This is a genomic window from Corallococcus sp. AB018 (genome assembly GCF_003986945.1).
Taxonomy (GTDB): domain Bacteria; phylum Myxococcota; class Myxococcia; order Myxococcales; family Myxococcaceae; genus Corallococcus; species Corallococcus exiguus.
Genome location: NZ_RAWR01000010.1, coordinates 13,484 through 39,412, shown reverse-complemented (window position 1 = coordinate 39,412; position 25,929 = coordinate 13,484). Strand labels below are relative to the sequence as shown.

Sequence of the window (25,929 nt, the reverse complement as noted above, 5' to 3'; positions counted from 1 at the left end):
GGGGGCCGTAGGAAGGGGCAAGGAGGAACGAAATCCATGTCGCGTCCCGGTCTTGCTGCGCTGCTGTCGTTCTTCATCCCCGGCGTGGGGCAGATCTACAACGGTGACATCCTGCGCGGGGTCTTCTGGCTCATCATCACCCCCGGCTTCTGGCTGGGCACGGGCGGCATCCTCGGCTGGGTGTGCCACGTCATCGCCGCGGCCACCGCCTACAACCGCGCCGAGGACAAGGAGCGGATGAGATACGGCATGGGCTGGTCACGCGATTCCGGAGCTCGGGAGCCCGAACGAGCGCGGACATGAAAAAGGGGCCCACCGGCCCCTTGCCCACCGCCGCCCCGGTGCCCTCATGGGCCGGGGCGGTGTCGTTGCATCAACCTCAGGTGTTGAACGCGTCGGGCAACGGCTGCGGGCCCGGGATGATACCGGCGATGTCGGGATCTTCTTCGCCCGGCCCGCGAGTCGGACGCTGGTCCTTCTCGGTCTTGCGCCCGGCCTTCTTGGCGTCCTTCTCGCGCTGCTTCTGCGCGCGCGCCATCTCCTTCTGCCGCTTCGTGGACCTTCCCTGCATGGAACCTCCTGGAAAACATTGGCCGAAAAAGAGGCCCGGCCCCGTCAAGGCCGGACCTCGTGGATGCGTGAAGAGCAGCCGAGCCGGTAGGCTCAGCCGACCGGGCGGACGTTCTCCGCCTGGAGCCCCTTGGGGCCCTTCTTCACCTCGAACTCCACCTTCTGGCCCTCGGCCAGGGTGCGGAAGCCGTCCGACTGGATGGCCGTGTGATGGCAGAACACGTCCGGACCACCGCTGTCCTGCGTGATGAAACCAAAGCCCTTCGCATCATTGAACCACTTCACCGTACCACTTGCCATGATCTGCTTCCTTGTCCCACTGGCAACCCTGCGAAATCGCCGGACTGCCCGCCCCCATATTTTGGGGCGAAGACCGCGCCTTAACCCTGAACAGGCATGAAGTCGAGCCGGGAACCACTCCCGGTCTCCCTCACGCCGACGAAGGTAACAACCTCGATCTCGGGGTGAAACGCCTTCTCGGGGCGGTACATTTCCCGCTGGCTGACGCTCCAGGCAACCAGGGGTAACAGGTTTCGGGCCCGGCGGTGTTTTGGAATAGTTTCTACCCCCGAACACTTCCGCCTGGACGTGTCCTATCGTGGAGCCCGCCGTACCGCTCCACCCTGCCGTCCCCTCCCGTGAGGCGTCCCTCCCAGTGACAAACCCGACCCGTGTGACCTTTGGCCAGCGCGATGCCTCTTTCGCGGAAGACCTGAAGCGGCGCGTCTCCGAGTACTTCGAGACCCGGAACCTCTCGCAGCGGGCCAACAAGGCCATGTACGTGAAGGCCCTCTCCATCATGGGCTTCACGGGGGGCGTCTACGGCCTGCTGCTCAGCGGCTACTTCAACGCCTGGGGCATGCTGGGCCTGGCGGTGCTGATGGGCGTGGCCATCGCGGGCATCGGCTTCTGCATCGGCCATGACGGCGTGCACGGCTCCTACAGCGACGACGCGCGGGCGAACGCGGTGGTGGGCCTCGCGTTCGACGTCATCGGGGCGAACAGCTACATGTGGCGCATCACCCACAACGTCCTCCACCACACCTACACCAACATCCAGGGCATGGACGAGGACCTGACGGTGAGCCCGCAGCTGCGGCTGTCGCCGCACAGCGAGTGGAAGGCGTACCACCGCTTCCAGCACCTGTACGCGTTCGTGGCCTACTCGCTGACCACCGTCTTCTGGGTGTTCGCCAAGGACTACAAGTACTTCTTCCAGAAGGACCTGGGCCCCTACAAGGACAAGAAGCACGCGCCGGCCGAGTGGGCCCGCCTGATTGCGATGAAGGCCGTGTACTACGGCTGGACGCTGGTGATTCCGTGGCTGGTGCTGGACGTGACCTGGTGGCAGTTCGTGGTGGGGCAGCTGGCCATGCACATGACGGCGGGCTTCATCCTGGGCATCGTCTTCCAGTTGGCCCACGTGGTGGAGGACGCGGAGTTCCCCCTGCCTGACACGGAGGGCAAGGTGGAGGACGCGTGGATGGTGCACCAGCTGCGCACCACCGCGAACTTCGCCCGCAAGAACCGCCTGCTGAGCTGGTACGTGGGCGGGCTCAACTTCCAGGTGGAGCACCACCTGTTCCCCAAGGTGTGCAGCATCCACTACCCGGCCCTGAGCGAAATCGTGCAGGCCACCGCCCACGAGCACGGCCTGCCCTACATCGAGGCGAAGACCTTCCGCAGCGCCGTGGCGTCGCACTACCGGATGCTCAAGATGCTGAGCCGCCCGCCCGCGGTGGACGCAGCCGCGGAGCAGTCCAAGTCGAACCTCGCCGTGGCCGCCTGATCCACGAAGCCACCTTGCGGTAACCCAGGGGCCGTTCTCCTTACGCTCACGCGAAGGAGGCGGCCCCTTCCGCTTTCTCAGGGGGCCGCGGTCCGGAGCGCGGCCAGCAGCTCGCCCGCCGAGGAGACCACCGCGCGAGCCCCGTGCGCGTGCAGCTCCTCCGCCGTGCGGAAGCCCCAGGTGACGCCCACGCCGTACATGCCCGCGGCCTTCGCGGTGTCCATGTCCACGGAGGTGTCCCCCACGAAGCCGCACGCGTCCGGCGCCACGCCCAGCTCCGCCGCCAGGGCCAGCGCCGCGGTGGGGTCCGGCTTGCGCGGGATGCCCGGCCGCTCGCCGTATACGGCCGTGAACGTCACCCCCGGCAGGAGCCGCGCCGCCAGCCGCTTCACGAAGTCGTCGGACTTGTTGCTGAGCACGCCCAGCCGGATGCCTTCCGCCGCCAGCTCCGCGAGCGCGGCCTCCACGCCCGGGTAGGCGCACGTCCGGTCGAACAGGTGGGTGTCGTAGTAGGCGTGGTAGGTGGCCAGCACCTGCCCCTGGAGCGCGGCCGGCGCCCCGCCCGTGGCCCGCTCCGCGAGCTTCGCCACGCCCTCCCCCACGAAGCGCAGGTAGGCGGCCTCCGGGTGCGGCGGCAGGCCGTGCTGCGTGAGCGCGTGGTTCATCGCCGTGGCGATGTCCCCCAGCGAGTCCACCAGCGTCCCATCCAGGTCGAAGAGCACGGCGCGCAGGCGCATGACGGCGGAGAGCCTTTCTTTGCAAAAACGCGAACGCCCCGACCCATGCAGGGTCAGGGCGTCTTTTGTAAAGCGCGGATCCCGGAACCGGCCGGGATCCGCCGCGAAGCTTTGTTACGGGGCGGCGGCGGCGGTCTTCTCACCGGCCGCGGCGCCACCGGCCTGGATGACGGCGAAGTTGATGTTGTTGTAGCCGGCCGTGGCGCAGCTGAACATCACCCGCTTGATGACCTTGAACTGAACGTCCTTGTTGGCCTGGATGTTGACGTCACCCTTGAAGGTTTCGCCACCGCCGGCCATGGAGTGCAGGTCCTCGAACTGCTTCTTCATGTCCCGCAGCTTCTCTTCCAGCGCGGGGATGTTGAGGTACTCGTCCTTGGTGAGGTCCTCCACCCGGCCCACGATGGTGCCCGACACGCTGACCTGGTCGTTGGACACCATCACCACCGGGTGCATCTCCACTTCCTTCACGTTGACGGCTTCGGGAAGGACGATGTCCTTGGTCATCATCAGCACCTCGCCCGTCGCGGAGAAGTTCGCGATGAGGAAGAGCACGATGATGACGAACATGTCGACGAGCGGGGTGATGAGCAGGTCCGCGTTGCCGTTCTTCTTGCCGTGACCGCCGTGGCCGAAGACCTTGGAGTGCTCCAGCCGCTTGCCGTACCGCTTACCGGGAACCTTGATGCCCATGGCTTGGGTGCTCTCCTGTTAGCCCATCGCCGCGGAGACCGACACCTGGGGCAACCCGGAGCCGATGCACTCGTCGATGATGCGGACCAGGTCCTCGTAGCGGACCAGGTCCTCGGTCTGAAGGGTGATGGCGGACTGGTCCGGCAGCTGCGCCTTCAACTCCTTGAAGCGCGCCACCAGCTTGGTCAGGTCCGGCCGGCCCTTGTCATCCCGGGTGAGGGGAATGGGGTCGAAGGAGCTCTGGTCGGCGGTGAGGCGCATCTCCGTGGCGGACACCAGGAGGGTGAGCTGGACCGTCTTGGTCTTCTCCTCCTCCTGCTGTTCGTCCGTGGAGGCCCCGCCGGCCTGCGACACCTGGAGACGGCCAATCTGGGTCCAGACCGCCGTCATGATGAGGAAGCTGATGGTCACTGCCATCAGGTCGATGAAGGGCACCATGTTGATGGCGGTATCGAGCGGCTTCTTGCCACCCTTCCCACCTGTGCCCAGGTCCATTCCGCCGGCCATGGCGACTACCTCCCTGCTCTACCGCGCTCTTCGCGCACGAACGACGTTCAAGAAGACTCTGGGAACGGACGCGCCTGTCTGGGTCCACCACTTCGGGGCTACCAGACAGCGCGCCGGTACATCCGGTTCCAAACCGGCGCTGCCGTGAGGAGAACTACTCCTCGGCGTGCGCGTGGGCGGACGCGGGGATGTTCAGGTTCTTGAACTTGTCGCGGTTGGCCACGATGAGGTTCAGCACGGAGACGCTGGTCTCGTTGATGTCGTTGATGAGGCCCTGGGTGCGGCCCATCAGCACGGAGAAGGCGATCAGCGCCGGGATGGCCGTGAGCAGACCGAAGCCCGTGCAGTTCATGGCTTCCGAGATGCCGTTCGCCAGAATGGTCGCCTTGTCGGCCGGGTTCACGTTCGCCACGGCCTCGAAGCAGGTGATGAGACCGTTCACCGTGCCCAGGAGGCCGGCGAGCATCGCCGCGTTGCCGAGCATCGCCAGGTAGCCCGTACGAGCCTCCAGGCGGGGCGTCTCACGCAGGCTGGCCTCGTCGAGCGCCGCCTGGACCTCTTCCTGGCCCTTCGGCACGTTCATCAGACCGGCCTTGATGACGTTGGTCAGCGGCGTGTTCTTCTGGCCGGCCACGTAGTTGATGGCCTTGTCCAGGTCGCCCGCGTAGATGTGCTTCTTCAGGCCGCGCAGGAAGCCTTCCTTGTTGATGGAGGCCTTGCCGAACAGGACGATGCTGCGCTCGATGATGATGGAGAGCGCGACCACCAGGCAGACCGCGATGGGGTACATGCCGGCCTGACCGGATTCCCAGCGGCGCCCCAGCTCCTGCAGGAAGGTCTCATTGCTTCCGCCGGCGTTGGCGAGAACGGACAGATTGGCTACGAACCCCAGGTTCATCACGGAAAGCCTCCAGATGGGCGGCGCGGCGCGCGCTTGCGAGCCGTTCCGCACTGCTACCGGCCGGGTGGACATCCACCCAGGTCAGCAGCAGGAATTTTGGATCACGGTGGCGCCGAGTCTAGGAACCGCTCCCAGGCGTGTCAAGGCAGGCACCCTCAGCGTTAGTTACTGAAATCTCACAGGAATTTTGCGTTGGCTCGCGGCTTGCCAAGTCGCTCCACAGGGCAAGTACCAGGCCCTTTCCAGCGGCTTGCGCAACAGGCGTGCCAGCGATTTGGGCACCTTCGGGTGACGTGTTAGGCGGGGAAACCATGGCCAGGAAGCGCATTGGTGAGCTGCTCGTGGAACGCGGCGCGATCACCCCCGAGCAGTTGGAGGCGGGGCTCGCGGCGCAGCGGCAGACGCGGCAGCGGTTGGGCGTGACGCTCATCGGTCAGGGCGCCATCACGGAGGCCACGCTCGCGCAGGCGCTGAGCGAGGCGCTGGGGATGCCGCAGGTGGACCTGGCGGCGATCACCCCGGACTGGGCGGCGGTGCACCTGCTGCGCGCGCGCTTCTGCGAACAGCACGACCTGTTCCCCTACGCGTTGGAGAGCGTGGGCGGCAAGCGCCAGCTGGTGGTGGCCATGGCTGATCCGCTGAACATCACAGCCATTGAAGAGATTGAGTTCACCAGCGGACTGAAGGTCAGCGGCCGGGTGACGGCGCTGTCCGCGGTGCGCGGCGCCATCCTGCGCTACTACCACAAGGTCCCCGTGGCCACGGGTCCCCGCCCCGCTCCGGCGCGTCCGCCCGCAAGGGCCGCTCCGGCGCCCGCGCGGCCGGCCGTGGTGGAGGACGACGAGGAGGTCATCGTCGGCGAGGAGCTGCCCGCGTCGGAGAAGACGCAGCGCACGTCGTTGGCGGACCTCATCCGCGAGCGCGAGGAGCAGGCGAAGCGCAAGCGCGGCGGCGCGGTGGACAAGGGCAAGCCGCGGGCTCCGGCGTCCGGTGGGGGCGGCGTGCTGGACGACCTGGACTACCTCTTCGGCCAGGCGGCGCGCGAGGAGCCGGACCGGCTGGAGGAGCTGGAGCGCCGCTTCTGGGCGCTGATGCGCATCATGGCGCGCAAGGGCCTGCTCACGAACGAGGAGTTCCGGCGCGAGCTGGACGACGAGAGCGGCGAGGGCTGAAGCGCCCCGCACCGCTCGCGCTCAATCCGCGGCCAGGGGCAGCCGCACCGTGAAGGTGGTGCCCTGCCCCAGCGTGCTCTCCACGGTGAGGCGTCCGCCGTGGTTCTCCACGATGCCCTGGCAGATGGACAGGCCCAGGCCGGTGCCGCGCCCTTCGGGCTTGGTGGTGAAGAAGGGCTCGAAGATGCGCGACAGGTTGCGCTGCTCGATGCCGGTGCCGGTGTCGCGCACGCGCACCACCGCCTCCGGGCCCTCCTGAAGCGTGGACAGGTACACCCCTCCGCCGGGCTGCATGGCGTGGCAGGCGTTGGTGATGAGGTTGACGAACACCTGCACCAGGTTGGCCCGCACGGCGGCCAGGGGCGGCACGTCGCTCGCGTATTCGCGCTGCACGCTGACGCGGGCCTGGGAGACGACGTGCTCGCAGAAGCCCACCGCCATGTCCACGACGGCGTTGAGTGACACGCGCTCCGGCCGGTCCTGCGCGGGCCGCGCGTAGCTCACCAGGTCGCGGGTGAAGCGCAGGATGCGGTGGCTGCTCTCCAGGATTTTCTTCAGCTTCTCCTGGTCCGCGGGGTTCGCGCCCGGCGTCATCCGCGAGCGCTGCAGGAGCGCGTCCGCGTAGGTGGCCACCGCCGTCATCGGGTTGTTGATTTCATGCACCACGCTGGCCGCGAGCTGCCCGATGGAGGCCAGCTTCTCCGCGTGGATGATGCGCTTCTCCAGCTCCTTCACCACCGTGACGTCCTGGCCGATGGCGATGACGCCCTCCACTTCACCCGGCTGGGTTTGCATGGAGGAGGTGGCGAAGGACACGCGCACCTCGCCGCCGTCGCGGGTGAGCAGGCGCGTCTCGAAGTTGTTCACGGACTCGCCGCGCATGGCCGCCGCCAGCACGGGCGCCAGCCGCAGCTGCTCGCTGTCCGCCACCAGCGAGGACAAATCCCGCCCCAGCACCTGCTCCTTGGTGAGGCCGGTGAGCGCGCTCAGCGCCTGATTGAAGACCACCACCTGCTTGTCCCGGTTCACCACCAGGATGAGCGCGTTGGCCTTCTCCAGCAGCTCCTCCAGGTACTTGCGCACGAACGTCAGCTCGTCGATGAGCTTCGCGTTCTTCACCGCGACGGCGACCTGGCTGGCCAACTGGAGCAGCACGCGCTCGTCGTGCGCGGGGTCCGCGTCCAGGCCCTCCGGGTACTCCATGTTGATGGCGCCGAAGAGCTGGCCGCTCGCGACCAGCGGGGCGCTTACCGCGCGGGTGCTGCCGTGGAAGAGCAGCGGCACCTCTTCGGAGATGGTCACCCGCCCCTGGGGCAGCGCCGTCAGCGTGAGGTTGGTCTTCTCCACCGAGCGCTGGAAGAGGACCAGCGGTTCGTGCGCGCCCTCCTTGAGGCGGCCTTCCGCGTAGAGCGACGTGAGGCCTCCGGTGCGCGCGTCCACGATGCGGATGCAGAAGGAACGGCCGGGGAAGAGCTCCTTCACGCCGCGCGCCACCGCGGCCACCAGCTCCTCCTCGCCGCCGGCTTCCGCCACGCTGCGGCCCAGGTCCAGGAGCACGCCTTCGGTGCGCGCCTGCTCCAGGAGGGCCCGCTCCGCCACCACCAGGCGGCCGCTGATGATTTCGGTGTCCACGCGGGCGCGCACCGCCACGGTGTCCGCCCGGCGCGACAGGGTGAGCACCAGCGACGTGCCGCTCTGGAGCACGAGGTCGAACTCGTGGGACTGCCCGTCCTCCGGCGCGACGGCGCTCGCCAGGGCCTCGGCCACCAGGTCCACGCTGATTTCGTGCGTGGCGCAGAAGCGGCGCAGCGCGGGGTTCACGGCCGCGATGCGCAGGGACACGTCGCAGACGGCGGCGGGCTCATCCAGCGCGTCGAAGAAGGCCTGGAAGGCGTCGGGGGCCAGATTTCCGGACGGACGCACGGCGCGGACCTCACTCTTCATGGGAGCTGGCCTTGTCGAGGTCGAGGATCTGCTGCGTCCCCACGTACGACTTCGTCTCGTAGCGGGTGATCTTTCCAATCTTCCGGACGATCTCCGCCATGCGCTCCGCCTCGCGGTAGATGATGTCCACCGGCCTCCAGGCGAAGTCCTCCTCCTTGAGCTTGCGCTTGAGCAGCTCCGCGTAGCCCATCACGGAGGTGAGGGGCTGGTTGAGTTCGTGGGCCGCGGTGCCTGCGAGCGCGACGATGACGGCGTTCTTCTCGCTCTCCTCCAGCCGCGTCTCCACGTCGGACAGCTTGCGCTCCAGCTGCATCCGGTCCCGGAGATCCGTGAAGATGCCCACGGTGAAGGACTCGCGGCCGCCCTCGTAGACGATGGAGGCCGTCATGTTCACGGGCACGCGCTCACCAGAGCGGTGCATCAGCTCCTGGCGCGTGAGTGACAGCCGGCCCTTGCCGCCCATGTCGGGCCCGCGCAGCTGGACCATGATGCGTTGGGCGACGCCGGGCGGGTAGAGCTGGAGCGCGTTGAGCTTCTCCTGGGCCTCCTGCGCGGTGTAGCCGCACATGGCCTCCGCGCCCTTGTTGAAGAGGATGATGCGCCCCTTCAGGTCGGCCGCGATGATGGCGTCCACCGACGAGTCGATGAGCCGCTCCAGGAAGTCCTTCGTGTTGCGCAGCTCGTCCTCCAGCTTGCGAGCGTGCGTCACGTCGCGGAAGGACAGGATGGTGGCCGCGTCCTCGTCGCGCAGCGGCGCCGCGGACATGGACAGCGTGAGGCAGCGACCGGCGGGCGTGCGCACCACCACGTCCACGCCCATGCGCGCCTCGCCACGCGACGCGGACGTCACCAGCTCCATCAGCACGCCGTCGTCCACCGGCTGGGTGATTTGATTCAGGTGCTTGCCCCGCGCCTCGCCAGCGGTCGTGTCCAGCATCTGCGCGCCGGCGGGGTTGAGCGACAGCACGGCGGCCTCGTCATCGAGGATGGCCACGCCCTCGCTCACGTGGGCGAAGAAGAGCTGGTAGGGCTTGAAGGACGCGGCCTTCTCCTCCGCCGCCAGCCGCGCCGTCTGCACGGACTGGAGCACCGACGCGCTCCGCAGCGCCACCGCCGTCGCGTGGGCCACCGTGGTGAGGAAGTCGATTTCGCGCGTGCTGAAGGCCCGCCTGCGCCCGGCCGCGCGGAGCAGCAGCACGCCGCGCACCTGGCCGCGGATGGGCAGGGGCAGCGCGGCGATGGCGTGGATGCCTCGCGCGGCCACGGCCCGACGCTCCAGGTCGCCCAGCAGCGGGTGCGTGGCGGCCTCCTGCATGACCACGGGCTTGCCGGTGCGCACCACCTCGCGGATTTCCGGGTAGCGCGCCAGGTCGATGCGCAGGTCCTTCATGCCCGGGTCGTCGCTGGCGGCGACGATGACGCCCTCGTCCACGCCGCCGCCCACCATCACCAGCGTGGCGCGCGCGATGTCCAGCTGCTCCGCCAGACGCCGCGTCACGCCGTGCAGGAGCGCTTCCACGTCGGAGCTCTCCGCGTAGTCGGCGGTGAGCTCCAGCAGCAGCGCCAGGTCCGTCTGGCTGCGGGCCTGCTCCTCACGCTCGCGGTGGCGTTCCGCGGCGCGCTGCAGGCGCCAGGTGAGTTCGTGCGGAAGGCTCTGGTGGGTGACGATGTCCGCGGGGCGCAGCGTGTCCACGGCGGCGAAGCCACGCGGCTCCGTGGACACCACCGCGAGGAGCGTGAGGTGCGGCCCGTTGTGGGACGTGAGCAGCTCCACCACGGCGGGGCCGCAGCCGGGAGCGGTGAGGTCCACCAGCGCCAGGGCGGCGTCGTCCGGGTCGTCCACCACGCGCAGGCCCGCGCGCTCGGCGGCGGCGTTCAGGGGTTCTCGAGCCACCGACCCTGGGGGGACCAGGACGATGCCGAAGGCGGGTTCCGACGGGGCCGACACGGGGCGCTGGACTCCGGAGCGAGGGGCCCCAGAGTCTACACAACCCCCGGGGTCAGGGGCAGCCTGACTCGAAGGCACCCTGGTCCGGCGCCGAGCCGCAGAAGGGCAGGCCCAGGGACAGGCCCGCTTCGCGCGCGGGGGACTGCGTGGAGAGCTGGTAGTCGTCCGAGCCCGTGTCCACGAAGCCGGGCGCGCGCTCCTGGGAGCGCTTGTCCAGGCCGGCCTTCGTGCGCCAGTCCGCCAGGCCCAGGGTGGCACCCTCCAGGTTGAACACCGCCGCGCCACTGCTCCGGAAGTACAGGTTGCCGTCCACCACCGCGCCGCTCCGGCCCGCGCCGCCGCGAGCGGCAATGCCACAGCCGGCGAAGATGTTGTTGCGCACATCCAGGCCCTGGCTCGCGCCGTTGGAGCCCGTGCCGAAGATGAGACACGCGCCGCTCAGGTTCCACACGGTGTTGTGCTGCACCTTCACGTCCACGGACGCGTCGATGCGGATGCCGGTGCCCTCTTCTCCGTCCGCCTCGCCCAGGCCGTCATGGATGAGGTTGCGGCGCAGGATGACGCGCGTGGGGGGCGCGCCCTCGCGGTTGCCGCCAATCTGGATGGCGCGCGCGTTGGCGTAGAAGACGTTGTCCTCCAGCGTGACGTCGGACGGGGACATGTGGACAATGACGCCCTCGCCCGCGGAGGTGGCCACCTCGCGGTGGTTGTAGATGGTGTTGCCGCGCAGCGTGACGCGGGTGCACGTCTTGATGTCCGCGCCGTTCTCCCGGTTGTCGTGGAGCTGGTTGTCCTCCACGAGCAGGTTGTCGAACGGCGTGCCTGGATGGGTGGCGCCGCCCTCCGGCCCCAGGCACTGCACGCCGTCGCCGGAGTTGTGGTGGATGTCATTGCCGCGCACCACCACGTTGCTCGCGGAGGTCTGCACACAGACGCCGTGGCTGTCCACGTCGCCCTTGTCGAAGTGGGAGATGTCGTTGTCCTCGATGAGGACGTCGTGCGCCTTCTCCGTCACGTAGACGCCCGCGCCCTCCGTGCCGTTCTTCACGATGCTGTCCCGGAGCACGCCGTGGTGCGCGCCCGCGCCGCGCCACATCACCGCGAAGGCGGACTCGCCGCCCACGTCCACCGTGAGCCCCTGGATGTTCCAGTACGCCCCGCTCACGTCCACCAGCGCCGTCTCGCCAATGGAGCCGCCCTTGAGGATGGCCGTGGCGCCCGGAGCGGCCCGCAGCGTCAGCGGCTTGTCCGCCGTGCCCTGCCGCTCCGTCAGCGGCACGTGTTCGCGCCAGGTGCCGGACTTGAGGAACACCGCCTCGCCGGGCTTCACCAAGGACAGGGCTCGCGCCACCGTGCGCAGGGGCAGCGCTTCCGTACCGGCCGCTGAGTCATTGCCGCTGGGAGAGACCCAGAGCACGCGCGTGTATTGCGGCTCGGCGGGCGGCGGTGGTTCGGGCTCCTGGGGCTCCTCCGTGGGCGGTGGGTCCACTGGATCCGTGGGGGGGGTGCCGCCGTCCGTGGCGACGCCTCCGTCCTCGTCAGGGGATGTGCCCGCGTCGGCCGGAGTCTGGGGCCGCCCAGGCGGAGTGATGATGGGTGGACCGGATGTGCCCGGGGGTGTGGCTGTCGCGGGCGCGGGCTCGACCTTGCCGGTACAGCCGACGGTGCCCGCGAGCATCCCGGTGGCACAGACGATGGTCGTCAGGGTCTGGCGGAAGCGCATGTGGACTCCTCGTAGGGGTTCACGGCGCGGGGTGCGCTCGCGGGGTCGGCGGGCAACGGGAACATGCGTGCCGGGCATTCCCCGTCAGCCGTGGGCATCACCGCCGCCCGGTCGCAGGGCAGCCGGGCAGGAGTGTGAATCCACGCGGTTGGGCCTGGCGACAGCGGCCCGCGGATGTGCCGGAGGGTGGGCACCGCGCGCAGGACGGGCTTCAAGGCTCCTACCGCGAGGCCCCGTCCCAAGAGCGCGACAAGTTCCGCCGCCGGCCCCGTCCCAGCCACTGCCCGGAGGGGCGACGCGAGCGCCCGGGAAACACGCAGGCCGTGTCCCCCGGCAGGAGGAACACGACCCGGACGCGACGGCGGAGGACGGCTTCAGGGTGAGGTGGAGTCCTGGGCCTTCCGACCGAGGAGCGCGTCCAGTTCCCCGCGTGCCTCCAGGTCGTACAGGTCATCGCAGCCACCGACGTGGCGGCCCGCGATGAAGATCTGCGGCACGGTCTGACGGCCGCAGCGCCGCAGCATCTCCTTGTGACGCTCTTCGTCCGCGGCGACGTCGACCTTCTGGAACTCGCAGCCCTTCTCGTTGAGCAGGTCCATGGCCTGCCGCGAATAGGGGCAGGTGCGCTTCATGTAGACGACGACCTCGAGCATCACGACCTCCTGCATCAAAGGGTGGGGACTCCATCCACGGTCCGCAACCCGGCACGAGGGCGCTCACGCCCCTGTCCGTTCTCCACGAACAACATCCCCGTGCCTCGCATGGGATGGCATCCCTCCCCTCAAACGGGTGCCCGTCCGGGGTGGAGTGGACAGGTCGCAAGAGGGGAGCGGCGGGAGCGGGCGTGCTAGGTAGGAGTCATGTCTCCCCGACGCCCCGAAATCCTCGCCCCCGCTGGTGACCTGGAGTCGTTGCGTGCCGCCCTGGCCAGTGGCGCTGACGCCGTCTACTTCGGGCTCGATGAAGGCTTCAACGCGCGAGCCCGTGCGGAGAACTTCTCGCTCGAGCGGTTGGCTGAGACGGTGGGGCTCATCCACCGGGCCGGCGCGCGCGCCTACGTGACGCTGAACACGCTGGTGTTCGAGCCGGAGCTGCCGGTGGTGGAGCACCTGCTGCGCGGCGTGGCGAAGGCTGGGGTGGACGCGCTCATCGTGCAGGACCCGGCGGTGGCGCTGCTGGCGCGAGCCATCTGCCCGCAGCTGGAGCTGCACGCCTCCACGCAGATGACGCTGTCCAGCGCGGAAGGGGCGCGGTTCGCCACGGGCCTGGGTTTCACGCGCATGGTGGTGCCGCGCGAGCTGTCGGTGGCGGAGATCCGCCGGCTGGCGTCGCAGACGGACATCGAGCTGGAGGTCTTCATCCACGGCGCGCTCTGCATGTCGTGGAGCGGTCAATGCCTCACGAGCGAAGCGTGGGGCGGACGGTCCGCGAACCGGGGCCAGTGCGCGCAGTCCTGCCGGCTGCCGTACGACCTGGTGGTGGACGGCGAGACGCGCGACCTGGGCGAGGTGAAGTACCTGCTCAGCCCCAAGGACCTGGCGGGCGTGCGCGCGGTGCCGGAGCTGGCGGACATCGGCGTGCACAGCCTGAAGATTGAAGGCCGGCTCAAGGGTCCGGCATACGTCTCCAGCACGGTGCAGGGTTATCGCCGCTGGTTGGACGGCGTGATGGCGGGCAAGCCCGACAGCGCGCGGCTGGCGAAGGACCTGGCGGAGATGGCGCTGTCGTACAGCCGAGGGTTCTCTCACGGCTTCCTGGCGGGCTCCGACCACCAGACGCTGGTGGAGGGTCGCTTCCCGAAGCACCGCGGGCTGTACCTGGGCCGGGTGCATGCGGTGGCTGGCAAGGACGTGCTCGTGGTGCCGGACGACCGGCCGTGGACGGGCGCGCTGGGTCTTGGCGACGAGCGCCCGGAGGCCCCTGCGGGCAACGTGTCCGCGCCGCTCACGGGCGAGCCCGACCCCGCGGATGTGGATCCGCGTCCGGGCATGGGCGTGGTGTTCGACGCGGGAGCGCCGGAAGACAAGCACGAGCCGGGCGGTCCCATCTTCCGAGTGGAGCGCGAGGGCGACGCGTGGGTGCTGGGCTTCGGCCATCCGGGTCCGGACCTGGGCCGCGTGGCGCCGGGGCAGCGCGTGTGGCTGAACAGCGATCCGGCGCTCGCGCGGCGCACGGGAGACCTGCTCGCGGAGGGTGAGCCCGAGGGCCGCATCCCGCTGTCACTGGTGGTGTCCGGCTCGGAGGGCACGCCGCTGCGTGTGCGGATGAGCACCGGGCGGTTCACGCGTGAGGTTGTGGGTACGACGGTGCTCGCGCCGTCGAGGGGCGCGGGCGTGGACGCGGCGCTGCTCAAGGACAAGCTGGCCGCGCTGGGCGGGACGTCGTTCCACCTGGCGGAGCTGGATGCGTCTGGATTGGCGCCGGGGCTGCACCTGCCGGTGTCGGAGCTCAAGGCGCTGCGGCGGCGGCTGGTGGCGGAGCTGACGGCGGACGTGGAGCGTGGCCCCGCGCGGACTGTGAGCACGGAGGCGGTGGAGGCCAGCGTGCGTCAGGACCTGCTGGCGAAGGTGGCTTCGCGACCGGCGGAGGATGCACCCCGGTTGCTGCCGCTGTGCCGCGACGACGCGCAGCTGGAGGCGGTCATCGCCGCGGGCCTGCGCGAGGTGGAGCTGGATTGGATGGAGATGGTGGGGCTCCAGAAGGCAGTGGAGCGGGCGCGCGCGGCGGGGCTGCGCGTCACCATCGCCACGGTGCGAGTGCAGAAGCCCGGCGAGGAGGGCTACGACACGCGTCTGGACCGGCTGCGCCCGGACGCGGTGCTGGTGCGCCACTGGGGCGCGATGATGCACTTCCTGGAGCAGCCGGCGGGGGCGTCGCGGCCGGTGCTGCACGGGGACTTCTCGCTGAACGTCACGAATTCGCTGACGGCGGCGCACCTGTTGAGCCTGGGGCTGGACACGCTGACGGTGTCGCACGACCTGGATTCGGAGCAGCTCTTCGCGCTGCTGGAGCAGGCACCGGCGCACCGGTTCGCGGTGGCGTTGCACCACCACATCGCGACGTTCCACACGGAGCACTGCGTGTATTCACACACGCTGTCCAACGGGCGCGACTACAAGACCTGTGGACGGCCGTGTGAGAAGCACGCCATCGCGCTGAAGGACCGGCTGGGATTGGAGCATCCGGTCATCGTGGACGTGGGGTGCCGCAACACGGTCTTCAACGCGCAGGCGCAGAGCGCGGCGTCGCTGGTGCCCCGGCTGCTGGAGCGCGGCGTGCGACGCTTCCGCGTGGAGTTCGTGCGAGAGACGCGCGAGGAAGCCACGCGGGTGCTGGGCGCGTATCAGGAACTGCTCGCGGGTCGGCTGTCGCCCGCGGAGGCGGTGAAGCGCGCCGCGGTGCACGAGCAGTTCGGCGTCACGCGAGGCACGATGCAGGTGCTCAAGCACCCGGCGTCGAACGCGCGCTGAAACACGGTGTGAGCAGGGCTCCTGCTTCGAGCCCTGCCCCTCTGTTCGTTCAGGCGATGTGGAGCACGTCCTCACGGGACGAAGCACTCCGCAGCCACTTCATGCGCACGAGGACGAACAGCAGCGTCATCGCGGCGAACCACTTCCAGTGGGTGGGGTCGATGCCATCCCCCTCCCGCGCGACAGGCTCCACCAGCATGGCCTCGCTGATGAGGATCGCCATGCCGAGCAGCAGTGGTCCGATGAGAGCCACCGCCACGCAGCCCCACGTCAGGAGGTCACGCAAGGCCGAGACGGAGCTCCGGGACGACGGTGCCATCAGGCCCAGGACGTCATGGCCGTCGCGGGCTCCGCGCCGCAACCATCGCAGCAGCAGGAACACCACCACCGGCGAGAGCCAGAGCACGTAGGAGAAACCCACCGTGGTCGGCGGTGGATAATAAAGATCCGTGAGCGTGAACTGCATGGGAGCACCCTCCTCCCCCGCAGTCTACTGCGTTCAGGCCGCGGCCGCGGACGGGGGCTCGGCCTTGGTGGTCACGAGGTTCACCGGCTCACCGTCCTCGCCCAGCACCACTGGCGCGATGCCCAGCTTGCGCTCCACCAGCGCGTGCCCCAGGTAGACGAGCGGCGTCAGGCCAATGGCCACCAGCAGCTTCACCGCGTACGAGGTGAAGATGATCCGGAAGATGACCTCCCGTGGCAGCACGCCCGTCCAGGCGATGAACTGCACCACCACCGTGTCGATGAGCTGCGACACCACCGTGGAGCCCGTGGCCCGCAGCCACAGCATCCGGTTGTTCGTCACCCGCTTGAGCAGGTTGAACACCGAGATGTCCAGGAACTGCGCCACCAGGTACGCCACCATCGACGCCGCCAGGATGCGCTGCGAACCGCCGAAGACGTTGTTGAACGACGCCGCCACCGTGCCGCTGTAGTCCTTGGCCTCCGTCATTGGCGCCCACGGAATCTGGCCCGCCAGCGCGACAATCACGAACGTGAAGATGGCCATGACAAAGCCCACCCACGTCACGAACCGCGCGACCTTCTTGCCGTAGAACTCGTTGAGGATGTCCGTCAGCAGGAACGTCACCGGGAACGGCAACATCCCCACCGACATCACCGCCACCACCGGGCCCAGGTGCACCTCGAACAGCTTCACCCCGATGATGTCGCCCACCACCAGCGAGGTGATGAACAGCCCCGCGAGCACCACGAAAAGCTGAATCCGCCGGTCCAGGATCATCCGTTGCGTCCTTCAAGAACGAGGCGCCTCTACAGCTAGCATACCCTCCCGCCCCCGTCGCTTGGACGCCCGGGGCCTATTCGGGCAGGTAGTACAGCGTGCCCGCCCCTACCGGCGCGGCCTCTCCGGAAGCGCCCCCCTCGGAGAGCACCAGGCGCGGCCGGTACACTCCCAGCACTGTCTGCTCGGTCGCCGTCGGGTTGTCGTAGCCGTGCCCGAAGACCTCCGGTCCGCTGAACGCCACCCCCCGCCCCACCGGCTGCCCCTGCAGCACCAGCCCCGCGCCCAGCACCAGCTCCATTCCTTCCGTGTGGCCGTCCGCGCGCGGCGGGATGCTCCCTCCCGGATCCACCCGCAGCCGATACACGCCGTAGGTCGCGCCTTCGTGGATGACGTCCACGTGACCGAAGGGCTTCGCCTCCGTCCGGTACACCATCTCCTGGGCGGTGCGGTGCACCTGGAGCGATGGGATGGCCCACCCCGTCAGCGCCTCCGGCTTGGTGACCCGCACCGTGGCGGCGTGCAGCAGCGCGTGCGGCGCGGCGTCCGTGGGCGGCGCCAGGAGATAGCGACACACCGCCTCCGCCGCGGACTCCAACAACTCGAAGCGGCACGCATCCAGGAGGAAGCGCAGCTCTCCGGCCAGGCGCCCGTAGTGCACGGTGTTCGCCAGCCTCCCGCCCACCGCCGCCTGCCGTGCGTCCAGGAAGAGCGCCACGTCCAGGCGCAGGGGCTGCGGCGTCACGCGCTCGCGGTTGTAGAGGCCCACGATGACGTCCACCGTGAGCCCGCGCAGCTCCATCACGTCCAGCGGACGGCCCTGGGCGTCAGTGACCACGGGGTGCATCCACACGGGTTCATGGCTCACAGCTGCGCGCTCCTTCCGCCATCCACGGCGATGACCTGCCCGGTGAGGTACGGCGCCTCGCGCGCGAGGAATACCACCGTGCGCGCCACGTCCTCCACGCTGCCCTCGCGGCCCATGGGCACGCGGTCGAGCACTTCCTTCCGCGCGGCTTCGTCGAAGTGCTCCGGGAAGGCCACCACGCCCGGCGAGATGGCGTTGACGCGCACGTGCGGCGCCAGCTCCACCGCCAGCGCTCGCGTCAGCATCACGAGCCCCGCCTTGCTCACCGAGTAGTGCGAGTAGTGGCTCACCGCCCGCTCACCGCCAATGTCGGTGAGGTGCACCACCAGCGGGTCCTTCCCCGCGCGCAGCGACGGCAGCAGCGCCTGCGTGAGGAAGAAGGGCGCGTCCACGTTCACGGCGAGCATGCGGCGGTACTGCTCGCGCGTCACGGCCGCGAAGTCCACGCGTTCGTAGAGCCCCGCGTTGTGGACGACCACGTCCAGCGCGGGGTGCGCCTCCCGGACCCGCGCGCCCAGCGCGTCCACGGCCTGCGCGTCGGAGAGGTCGCCGCTGAACAGCGTGACTCCGCGGCCCAGCTCCCGCAGCTCTTGCGCCAGTGCTTCCAGCGGCTCCATGGAGCGGTTCGCGTGAAGCGCCAGGTCGTAGCCGGCGCGGCCGAGTGCTCGCGCCACCGCGCTGCCGATGCGCACGCCCGCGCCCGTGATGAATGCGGTCCCCATATGCGGGCCCTGCCTAACAGGCCCGCCCGCGAAAAAACACCGCGGGGCGACACCTGGAGTCCCCACACCAGGTGCCGCCCCGCGTTGTTCCCCTGCTTCCCCTTTGCGTCGTCCGTCCCGTCTCGTCTCCTCGTGTTGGCTACGGGTAGTAGACCACCGTCTGCCAGCGGCGCCCGCCGTACGGCACCCAGACCCACTCCGTCACCGCCTGGTAGCCGCCCGCCACATAGCGCTGGTCGTAGTAGCCCGGCGAGCAGCTCACGTGGCGGCCGCGGCGGCCACGGGACACGCACTGCTCGGGGACCCAGACCTGCTCGTAGCGCGCAGGCACCCAGCGCTCCACCGTCTGCAGCTCGTAGCGGCCGCGCGAGTCCACCGGGCGCGGCATGGGGCCCTGGTTGCAGTTCGGGCCGCGGCAGCCCATGAAGCGGCGCGTCTTCGCGTCGTCATTGTCGTAGCGGAACGCCTGGCCCTGCGGAGCGGAATCCCAGCCGCCGTTGTACCGCTGCTGGCCGCCCCACTGCGCATCCGCCCGGGTCGGGCCGCGCCAGTCCGCCGCGAACGACGTGGAGGAACCGAGCAGCATTGCACCGAAGGCCAGGGTCGCGAGTCCGAGCTTGAAAGCCATGTCTTCCATCCTCCGTCCGAGTTGCTTGTCCTGACTGACGGGGCCCCCGCCGGAACATTCAAATCCCATCGAGTCCTTCTCCACCCCGGTGGCGGAGCCAGGGGGGATGTGGGTACACCTCGTCCCATGTTCCACCGCGACGGCCCCACCTTCCGCGAACTTGCACGGCAGGCCCTCACCTCCGTCGAGCAGGGCTACGACCTGCTCGCGCCCAAGTTCGAGCACACGCCGTTCCGCACGCCGGATCCGGTGCTCAAGGCCGCGCTCGCGCACGCAGGGCCTGAAGGCAGCGTGGGCAGCGCGCTGGACGTGTGCTGCGGCACCGGCGCCGCGATGCGCGTGCTGCGCCCGCTGTGCCGCGAGCGCGTCGTCGGGTTCGACCTGAGCCAGGGCATGCTGGATGAAGCGCGGCGCAGGCTCGCGGATGCACCGGGCAGCGCGGCGCTCGACTTCGTCCGGGGTGATGCGCTGGCGCTGCCCTTCGACGCGGCGTTCGACCTCATCACCAGCTTCGGCGCCTTCGGGCACATCCTGGAGGAGGACGAGCCGCGCCTCGTCGAAGGCATCACGCGAGCGCTGAAGCCCGGTGGCCGCTTCGTCTTCGTCACGGCGCAGCCGCCGTCCGCGCTCAACCCCGGCTACTGGGTGGCCAAGGGTTTCAACGCCGCCATGCGCGTGCGCAACGCGCTCTGGAAGCCGCCGTTCGTCATGTACTACCTGACGTTCCTCGTGCCCCGCGCCCGCACGCTGCTGGAGGCGGCGGGGTTCGACGTGGAGGTGCGCGAGGGCGACATGCCGGAGCCCTTCGGCCGGCTCGTCACCGTCGTCGCCACGAAGCGCTGAATCACGGCGCGGCAGCGGCCGCTTCGGACTCCGCGTACTCCACCGCGAGGACTTCGTACTCCACCGTGCCGCGCGGACGCTCCACCTGCACGGCCTCTCCGGCCTCCTTGCCCAGGAGCGCGCGCGCCAGCGGGGACTCCACGCTCAGCCGCCCCGCCTTCACGTCCGCTTCATCCGGACCAACGATGCGATAGCGCATGCGCGCGCCGTCCTCGTCCTCCAGCACCACCCACGCACCGAAGAAGACGCGGCCCGCCTGCGATGGATCCGGCTCCACCACCCGCACGTCCTCCAGGATGGCGGTGAGCTCGCGCGCCCGTCGCTCCCGCTCGCGCTTGCGCACTCCCGCTTCCAGTTCCGGCCAGTCCTGGGGCGCGGGGCCCTGCAGCTCCAGCAGCTCCTCCTGGAGCGCGCGGTAGCCCTCCGGCGTGATGTAGCGCTGCTCCGCCGACGTCGACCGTGGACGCGCGGGGGTGAGCCCCTCGTCGCCGCCCCCGTCTTCCTTGGTGAATGCCTTCGACATGGCCCGCTCCCTCCTCCCAGGAGATTTCTCAACGAATCCCGGGCTTTGCACGCCGGGTTCGCCTGCCTGCCTGCTTTCTATTGGCGCAATTTTACTACCGAGGCGGAATCGACCAGGATTCGAGGGCATGCACCTCCCCCGAGCCGTGCCTCGCTTCGAGCATCGCCTGGCCGTCCGACTGCGCGGCATGCTGCCGCTCTACACGCGGGATGTATCGGAGAGCGGCTTCTGCGCGGAGATGCTCCAGCCGATGAAGGCGGGCGATCTCGTCGAAGGCGCGTTGCTGCTGGGGGACGAGGAGGTCCCCTTCCAGGCCCAGGTGATGTGGTCCCGCCGTTCCGCCGGGGAGCGCACGCGGGGACGCTGCGGCGTGCGCTTCGTCACCATCGGCGAGGACTTCCAGCGGCGGCTGGGTGCGTTCAGGCGCTTGCAGGGCAGGCGCCTGATTCGCTGGTTCACCTGACGAACCGGACCTACTTCGCCGTTTCGGAGGCAGCCGGGGCCGCGGTCTCGGACGGAGCGCCGGGCGTCGCGGGCGTGGTGGACGGCTCCACGGCGGACTCAGCCGGGGGAGCGATGGGGGCGCCTTCGGGAGCCGGGGCCTGACCGGAGGGCACCACCTGGAGCTTGTAGTGGGCCACGCCCTTGGGCAGCACGACCTCCACCAGGGGGTTCTCCTTCACCAGGCCCGGGTCGAGTTGGAGGGAGAACTCGCCGTTCTCGTCGGTGGTCGCGTTGATGTGGTTGCGGTACTCGCCACCGAGAATCTTGGCGCCCTTCACCGGCTGGCCCGTCGCGGCGTCCGTCACGCGCAGCACCACGAGCTGGCCCGCCTGGAGCTCGGTGGCGCCGTTCGCCTGGATGACTTCGTTGTAGCGCGGGCGCAGCGCGCAGGCGGACAGCAGCGCGGAGGAGAGGACGGCGATGGTCAGCAGGTTGCGGCGAAGGCTCATGGAATCCATCCAGGCTGGGAAGCGGTACGGCAGAGGCGCGGCAGCATAGCCGCCAGCCACCGGACGCCAAGTCTCCGGTGCGTTACAGCCCCCGTGTGCGGCATCCGCCCCCACGCCGGGTCGGGAAATTCCCGGCGGGCAGGCACGGCATGCGCCTTCCTCCCCGAGGACCGGTGGAGCCGTCAGCCCTTCCACCCGCCCGCTTCCAGCACCATCTCCCAAGGTGTCCGGGCACGTTCTTCCCCCGCCCGCACGGAGGACAAGCTCCATGGATGAGACCTATACGGAGGAATCCGGACGCGTCGCGCTTCCGGAGCGCCGCTTCGAGATGGAGAACGGGCGGTCCGAGTACGCGACCCTCCCGCCCGACACGCGCGTGGAGGAGAGCCGCGTCGTCTGGAAGCACAACCGGTTCGACGTGAGCGTGCTGACGATGGTGCTCATCAGCGCCGTCACGTTCTTCATTCCGTTGTTCAACGGCCTGCTGGCCGGCACGTTCGGCGGCTTCCACGCGGGACGCCCCCGCCGGGCGCTGGCCGCCGCGCTCGTCGCTTCGGTGGTGGTGCCCGCCGCGTTCTTCGTGGCCTTCAACGTCTTCAGCGTGGGCTCCGTGCGCGTCTTCTACGGCCTGGGCTGGTGGAACTGGACGATGCTGCACGTCATCGGCCTGTTCATCGGGGCCCTCTGCGGCGCCTCCAGCCGTCCGGTGTGGACCGGTGAGGTCCCCATCTTCCGCTCGCAGTACGTCAGCGGACCTCCACTCCTAGCGCAAGGCGATGTCGCGCCAGCCCTTCCGGAAGGCTCGCGAGACTTCTCCCGGGACCTGCCCACGACGCGAGTGTCCCCTCCCAGTGGACCTGTGCGCGGGGAGTGAGCAGCACGCTCCACCGGGAGATGCGCCCCAGGTACCACTCCACCTGGAGCGTCGCGTCCGCCTCGTGCGTGAAGCCCGGCGTGATGCCCGTGCGCCACGACGGCACGTACGTGGCCTCCAGGCGCAGGGCGCTGTTGCCCGGGCCGGGCAGGCCCATGCGATGGGACAATGACAGACGGGGCCCCACTGTGGGGACCGTCTCCCGGGGGCTCCAGGCCATCGTGGCCTGGGCGCCCAAACCCAACGCGAGGAAGGTGTCGAAGCGCTCCGAGGCCGCCACCACGCCCAGCGCCTCCGCCTCCACCGTCGCGCGGTAGGGCAGCGGACGGTCGATGTCCGTGGACATCTTCGCTTCCGCGCCCCAGCCCAATGAGTCGGAGAACGACCGTTGTTGCTGGGGCAGTTCGGGCAGCAGCGTGCGGTAGCCCACCAGCGTCAGCCGCGAGCCGAGGATGCGCGGTACGCCCCAGCGCGGCTCCACCGACAGCTCGCCGTCCAGCACGCGCAGCTCGCTGCTGGACTGGAAGCCGTGCAGGCGCGCGTCGCCCAGGGCCTCGTTCATCGCGGAGGTGCGCAGGCTCACCACCGGCCGCGCGGCGCCCACCTCCGGGAAGTCCACGCCGCCGCTGACCACCGTGCGGGCCGCGCCGGATTCGCGCAGCGCGCCCCGGGCCCAGGTGGTCTCGAGCTCCACCTTCTGTTCATGGTCCTTCGCGAGGAAGGCCCGCGGATCCACATCCGCGAGCGGTCCGTCGTTGAGCTCGCCCTGCGCCTCGGTGGCCGCGGCGAAGGCGGCTTCGGTGTGCTCCGCGCGGACCAGGGCCTTGAGCTCGTCCGGCGTGGGCGGCCGCTTGATGGCCGTGTCCAGGGCCTGCTGGAGCAGGGCCGTGCGGTCGAGCACCGCGAGCTTGCGCTGCATTTCGTCCTCGCGCTCGAAGAGGAGTTGCCGGTCCTTGACGCCCTGGGCGGCGCCGCCCTGCCCCTTCAGCTCGAGGGATACGAAGCGCTCACGTTCGATGGCGAGCTTCTCCCCTTCGGCCTGGTCCACCGCCGCGCGCTCCACCCGCACCACGTGCGCCACGTAGGCGTGCAGGGCATCGCGGGCTTCGGCGCGCGCGGATGGAGGAGCGGCGTCGAGCGCTGTCGTCACGGCGTGAGGCAGCAGCTCGTAGGCCTGCCTGCGCACGTCGGGTTCAGGGGACTGGAGGCGGCGGTGCACGTGGTGCAGCGGCGCGAGCGAGGTGGATGGAAGCAGGGAGGCCAGCTTCGTGAGCAGCCGCTCCTCTTCCACGAGCGCGCGCCGGGCGCGGTCTCCCGTGGATTCGAGGGCGTCCGGGACGTGCTCCAGCAGCGGCACCGTGAGTCCCTTCGCGTCCACGACGTTCGTCTTCGCCAGCGTGTCCAGCGTGGCCGTGGGCAGGACCCACAGCGTGCCGGGGGCGCTCACGTGACGTCCGTTCTCCAGCGAGCCATTGAGGAGGAAGAGCAGCGCGGCGGCGCAGTTGTCGGTGAAGAAGTAGTAGCCCAGGTAGCCGCGACGCTCGAGTTCCCAGATGCGCTCCAGCATGCGCTGGGACTCGCCGGGCGTGAGGTTCAACCGGAAGCGGCGGATGGTGCGCTGCTCCAGCTCCAGCGACTCGTGGGTGACGTCGCCCAGGGTGCCCGTGAGGAAGACGGTGCTGTAGCCGCCCGTCATGCCCTTCATCAGGTAGCCCAGGCCCTTCTCTTCCATTCCGGTGAGGGCCACGAGCTGCACGACGCGCTCGAAGCCAGGGCCCTGCACCGTGGCGCCTTCGCGCCAGACCGGGCGCAGGAGCAGGTGGCCGAAGAGGGACTGGGGCTGACGGCCCGTGGCCGCGACGAGCAGGACCTCCAGATGGGAGAGCGCATCCGCTTCCGCCCACGTGTCGAAGGCCGGGCAGTCTCCTCGCGTGGGCAGCGTGCCCAGGCGCGCCTCCGAGATGAACTCCGACAGGGCGCGCGTCTTGGACAGCTCCTGACAGCGCACCTGATCATCCTCGGGCAATGCGTCCGGACGCAGGGACTCCACGGGGACGAACAGCTCCTCCGCGAACGTGACGAGGTCCAGCGAGGCGCTGACCTGGCCCCGGGCGCGGCTGAAGGCTCCCGCGTAGGTGATGCTCGCGGACTCCTTCCACGTGAGCGGGCGCTCGAAGGGGAGCAGCCATCCGTCCAGCCTGCGCCACTGGGGACGCTTGCTCCAACCGCGCGCGTCGTCCCAGCGCTGCATCACGGCGTGCACCACGGCGCGGCGGCGCCACAGATGTTCGGCCTCCGTGTCGGTGAGGCGTGACAGGCGCAACGTGGCGCGACGCTCCTCGGAAGGGGCGTAGCGGTAGAGGTGGAACTGCTCGCGCTGCTCCGACCAGTCCGGACGGGCCTTCGTGCCGTCACCCAGGCCCAGCGGCGCGGGCTCCGGGTGGAGCGCGAACTCCAATTTGCCTCCTGGGGGACGGCGCATCGCGGGAGGAAGGGCGGCGAGCCCCGCCTCCACGTCCGAGACCAGCGAGGCATCCCGCGCCGCGGCACCGCGCAGGAGGATGCCCGACGTGGCCTCCAGTGCCGCGACCCGTTCGGCCAGGACGACCTCCGGGGACAGCCCCTTCAAGAACGCCGGCACCGCGAGGTGGCCCAGGGGTTCTTCGGCCGGTGTGTCCTGTAACTGCTCATGAGCCTGCGCGCTCACCGGCAACAGCAGCACCGTGAGCAACCCCATCCAGGCTGTGCGAGGCCTCACTGGAGGGCCTCGGCCGCTTGGGTCGCACCCTCCTGTTCCAGGATGAAGGCCTGACGGTCCTCTTCGAGCCGGGGTTCGGTGCGCGCCAGCTGGCCCACGCGTTCCAGCCATGCGCGGGCGCGCTCGGGCGTCAGCGTCTTCGCGTCCGCCATCATCAGCAGCTCCTTGCGGTGCGTGCGCAGCAGCTTGCCGAAGACATCCAGGTTCTCACGGCGGATGCGCGCCGCCTGCGCCAGGTCCTCCACCGTCGGGCCCGCGCCCAACGCCAGGTCCTCTCGCAGCTGGTGCGTGCGAGCCCGCAGGTACACCTGGGCCGCGTGCCCCACCTCCTTCGGTGAGGGGCGCTTGCCCTTGCGCCGCTCCGCGCGCGCGTACGACTGCCAGATGATGATGCCCAGGCCCATCACCGTCAGCGCCACCGTGGCCGTCGACAGGAGCTGGTTCTCGCGGCCGTTGCTGCTCTCGCTGCGCGTGCGCGAGTCGTCGCCCTGGTCCACCTGGTTCGACTCGCTGGTGCCCGCGTTGCTGTTCTCGCTGGAACCGGAGTGGCTGGAGCCCCCTTCTCTGGAGCTGTGGTCGCTGGAACCCGAGGAGTCGCCCGAGTCCGACTTGCTCGAATCCCCCTGGCTGGAGTTGCCCGAGTCGGAGTCGCTGGACTCGCCCGAGCCCGACTCGCTGGAGCCCTCGTCGCTGGAGCCATTGGAGCCCGACTTGCTCGAATCCCCACCGCTGGAGTTGCCCGAGTCGGACTTGCTGGACTCGCCCTGGCTGGAGTCACCCTGGCTGGAGTTGCCCGAGTCCGACTGGCTGGAGTCACCCTGGCTGGAAGCGCCCGAGTCCGACGAGTTGCCCGAGTCCGACGCCCCCGCGGCCCTCAAGCCCACGGCGGGCGTGCGACACCCCACGGCGAGCATCAGCATCGACGCCGTCACCGCGCGCTTCCATGAAGACTTCGTCCGCATCCATCCCCCTCGAAAAGGCGCCACCGGGCCTGGCGCCAGCCAGTGCCCTAGCCAACCGCATGCCGGGCGCTGGATTGTGCATTATCGAGAGGTTGCTG

25 protein-coding genes are annotated in these 25,929 nt (G+C 69.6%); 6 read left to right on the top strand and 19 right to left on the bottom strand.

The window, feature by feature from the left end; genetic code table 11:
• Positions 1-36: 36 nt before the first annotated feature.
• Entirely contained in the window at positions 37-303 is a 267-nt protein-coding gene (locus tag D7Y11_RS03930; RefSeq protein ID WP_121751987.1) for a hypothetical protein, read from the top strand.
• Positions 304-379: 76 nt separating this feature from the next.
• On the opposite strand, the gene D7Y11_RS03925 is transcribed toward D7Y11_RS03930, so the two are convergent.
• Positions 380-571 (bottom strand): hypothetical protein, encoded by a 192-nt coding sequence (locus D7Y11_RS03925; RefSeq protein WP_120560974.1) that lies wholly within the window; start codon positions 569-571, stop codon positions 380-382.
• Positions 572-663: 92 nt separating this feature from the next.
• Positions 664-870 (bottom strand): cold-shock protein, encoded by a 207-nt coding sequence (locus D7Y11_RS03920; RefSeq protein ID WP_120547587.1) that lies wholly within the window; start codon positions 868-870, stop codon positions 664-666.
• A gap of 355 nt (positions 871-1,225) precedes the next feature.
• Between D7Y11_RS03920 and D7Y11_RS03915 the strand changes: the two genes are divergently transcribed.
• The gene (locus D7Y11_RS03915; protein WP_126933053.1) at positions 1,226-2,359 is read left to right on the top strand and encodes an acyl-CoA desaturase; all 1,134 of its coding nucleotides are present in this window, start codon (positions 1,226-1,228) and stop codon (positions 2,357-2,359) included.
• Between the two features lie 77 nt (positions 2,360-2,436).
• Here the strand turns inward: D7Y11_RS03915 and D7Y11_RS03910 are convergent, their stop codons facing one another.
• From D7Y11_RS03910 to D7Y11_RS03895, 4 genes are all read right to left on the bottom strand, one after another.
• Positions 2,437-3,096, bottom strand: a complete 660-nt coding sequence (locus tag D7Y11_RS03910) for an HAD family hydrolase (RefSeq protein WP_126933052.1) — start codon at positions 3,094-3,096, stop codon at positions 2,437-2,439.
• A 114-nt stretch (positions 3,097-3,210) separates the two neighbouring features.
• On the bottom strand, positions 3,211-3,789 hold the full coding sequence (locus tag D7Y11_RS03905; protein ID WP_121751984.1) for a biopolymer transporter ExbD: 579 nt from the start codon (positions 3,787-3,789) through the stop codon (positions 3,211-3,213).
• Positions 3,790-3,807: 18 nt separating this feature from the next.
• Positions 3,808-4,296, bottom strand: a complete 489-nt coding sequence (locus D7Y11_RS03900) for a biopolymer transporter ExbD (protein ID WP_120574842.1) — start codon at positions 4,294-4,296, stop codon at positions 3,808-3,810.
• Positions 4,297-4,450: 154 nt separating this feature from the next.
• Positions 4,451-5,194, bottom strand: a complete 744-nt coding sequence (locus D7Y11_RS03895) for a MotA/TolQ/ExbB proton channel family protein (protein WP_121751983.1) — start codon at positions 5,192-5,194, stop codon at positions 4,451-4,453.
• A 314-nt stretch (positions 5,195-5,508) separates the two neighbouring features.
• Between D7Y11_RS03895 and D7Y11_RS03890 the strand changes: the two genes are divergently transcribed.
• Entirely contained in the window at positions 5,509-6,369 is an 861-nt protein-coding gene (locus tag D7Y11_RS03890; RefSeq protein ID WP_121751982.1) for a general secretion pathway protein GspE, read from the top strand.
• A gap of 21 nt (positions 6,370-6,390) precedes the next feature.
• On the opposite strand, the gene D7Y11_RS03885 is transcribed toward D7Y11_RS03890, so the two are convergent.
• From D7Y11_RS03885 to grxC, 4 genes are all read right to left on the bottom strand, one after another.
• Positions 6,391-8,313: an ATP-binding protein gene (locus D7Y11_RS03885; protein WP_126933051.1), complete on the bottom strand. Its 1,923-nt coding sequence runs from the start codon at positions 8,311-8,313 to the stop codon at positions 6,391-6,393.
• Positions 8,303-10,261, bottom strand: a complete 1,959-nt coding sequence (locus tag D7Y11_RS03880; RefSeq protein ID WP_199753686.1) for a PAS domain S-box protein — start codon at positions 10,259-10,261, stop codon at positions 8,303-8,305. The genes D7Y11_RS03885 and D7Y11_RS03880 overlap by 11 nt, the downstream gene beginning before the upstream one ends.
• A gap of 52 nt (positions 10,262-10,313) precedes the next feature.
• Positions 10,314-11,984: a nitrous oxide reductase family maturation protein NosD gene (locus tag D7Y11_RS03875; protein WP_126933049.1), complete on the bottom strand. Its 1,671-nt coding sequence runs from the start codon at positions 11,982-11,984 to the stop codon at positions 10,314-10,316.
• 374 nt (positions 11,985-12,358) lie between these two features.
• Positions 12,359-12,637, bottom strand: a complete 279-nt coding sequence (gene grxC, locus D7Y11_RS03870) for a glutaredoxin 3 (protein WP_120574855.1) — start codon at positions 12,635-12,637, stop codon at positions 12,359-12,361.
• Between the two features lie 207 nt (positions 12,638-12,844).
• Here grxC and D7Y11_RS03865 point away from each other — a divergent pair, with 207 nt between their 5' ends.
• A complete protein-coding gene (locus tag D7Y11_RS03865; protein ID WP_126933048.1) occupies positions 12,845-15,454 on the top strand; it encodes a U32 family peptidase in 2,610 nt (869 codons plus the stop codon).
• 49 nt (positions 15,455-15,503) lie between these two features.
• Here the strand turns inward: D7Y11_RS03865 and D7Y11_RS03860 are convergent, their stop codons facing one another.
• The 5 genes from D7Y11_RS03860 to D7Y11_RS03840 all read right to left on the bottom strand — a co-directional run bounded on the left by D7Y11_RS03860 (position 15,504) and on the right by D7Y11_RS03840 (position 18,918).
• A complete protein-coding gene (locus tag D7Y11_RS03860; RefSeq protein WP_120574836.1) occupies positions 15,504-15,920 on the bottom strand; it encodes a hypothetical protein in 417 nt (138 codons plus the stop codon).
• A gap of 33 nt (positions 15,921-15,953) precedes the next feature.
• Positions 15,954-16,700, bottom strand: coding sequence for a queuosine precursor transporter (locus D7Y11_RS03855; protein ID WP_126933047.1), 747 nt, complete (start codon positions 16,698-16,700; stop codon positions 15,954-15,956).
• Between the two features lie 76 nt (positions 16,701-16,776).
• The gene (locus tag D7Y11_RS03850) at positions 16,777-17,547 is read right to left on the bottom strand and encodes a dihydroneopterin aldolase (protein WP_126933068.1); all 771 of its coding nucleotides are present in this window, start codon (positions 17,545-17,547) and stop codon (positions 16,777-16,779) included.
• A gap of 17 nt (positions 17,548-17,564) precedes the next feature.
• Positions 17,565-18,290 (bottom strand): SDR family oxidoreductase, encoded by a 726-nt coding sequence (locus tag D7Y11_RS03845; RefSeq protein ID WP_126933046.1) that lies wholly within the window; start codon positions 18,288-18,290, stop codon positions 17,565-17,567.
• Positions 18,291-18,429: 139 nt separating this feature from the next.
• On the bottom strand, positions 18,430-18,918 hold the full coding sequence (locus D7Y11_RS03840; protein ID WP_172817673.1) for a hypothetical protein: 489 nt from the start codon (positions 18,916-18,918) through the stop codon (positions 18,430-18,432).
• Between the two features lie 126 nt (positions 18,919-19,044).
• Here D7Y11_RS03840 and D7Y11_RS03835 point away from each other — a divergent pair, with 126 nt between their 5' ends.
• Entirely contained in the window at positions 19,045-19,761 is a 717-nt protein-coding gene (locus D7Y11_RS03835; protein WP_126933045.1) for a class I SAM-dependent methyltransferase, read from the top strand.
• Position 19,762: 1 nt separating this feature from the next.
• On the opposite strand, the gene D7Y11_RS03830 is transcribed toward D7Y11_RS03835, so the two are convergent.
• Positions 19,763-20,284: a GreA/GreB family elongation factor gene (locus tag D7Y11_RS03830; protein WP_126933044.1), complete on the bottom strand. Its 522-nt coding sequence runs from the start codon at positions 20,282-20,284 to the stop codon at positions 19,763-19,765.
• Positions 20,285-20,411: 127 nt separating this feature from the next.
• On the opposite strand from D7Y11_RS03830, the gene D7Y11_RS03825 reads away from it, so the two are divergent.
• Positions 20,412-20,747, top strand: coding sequence for a PilZ domain-containing protein (locus D7Y11_RS03825; RefSeq protein WP_139919482.1), 336 nt, complete (start codon positions 20,412-20,414; stop codon positions 20,745-20,747).
• A 10-nt stretch (positions 20,748-20,757) separates the two neighbouring features.
• Here the strand turns inward: D7Y11_RS03825 and D7Y11_RS03820 are convergent, their stop codons facing one another.
• From D7Y11_RS03820 to D7Y11_RS44090, 3 genes are all read right to left on the bottom strand, one after another.
• Positions 20,758-21,237 carry a hypothetical protein gene (locus tag D7Y11_RS03820; RefSeq protein ID WP_121751974.1) on the bottom strand — a complete coding sequence of 160 codons (480 nt, stop codon included), beginning with the start codon at positions 21,235-21,237 and terminating at the stop codon, positions 20,758-20,760.
• A 746-nt stretch (positions 21,238-21,983) separates the two neighbouring features.
• Positions 21,984-24,869, bottom strand: coding sequence for a DUF4105 domain-containing protein (locus D7Y11_RS03815; protein WP_126933042.1), 2,886 nt, complete (start codon positions 24,867-24,869; stop codon positions 21,984-21,986).
• Positions 24,866-25,831, bottom strand: a complete 966-nt coding sequence (locus tag D7Y11_RS44090) for a hypothetical protein (RefSeq protein ID WP_233604843.1) — start codon at positions 25,829-25,831, stop codon at positions 24,866-24,868. Before D7Y11_RS44090 ends, D7Y11_RS03815 begins: the two co-directional genes overlap by 4 nt.
• Positions 25,832-25,929: the final 98 nt, after the last annotated feature.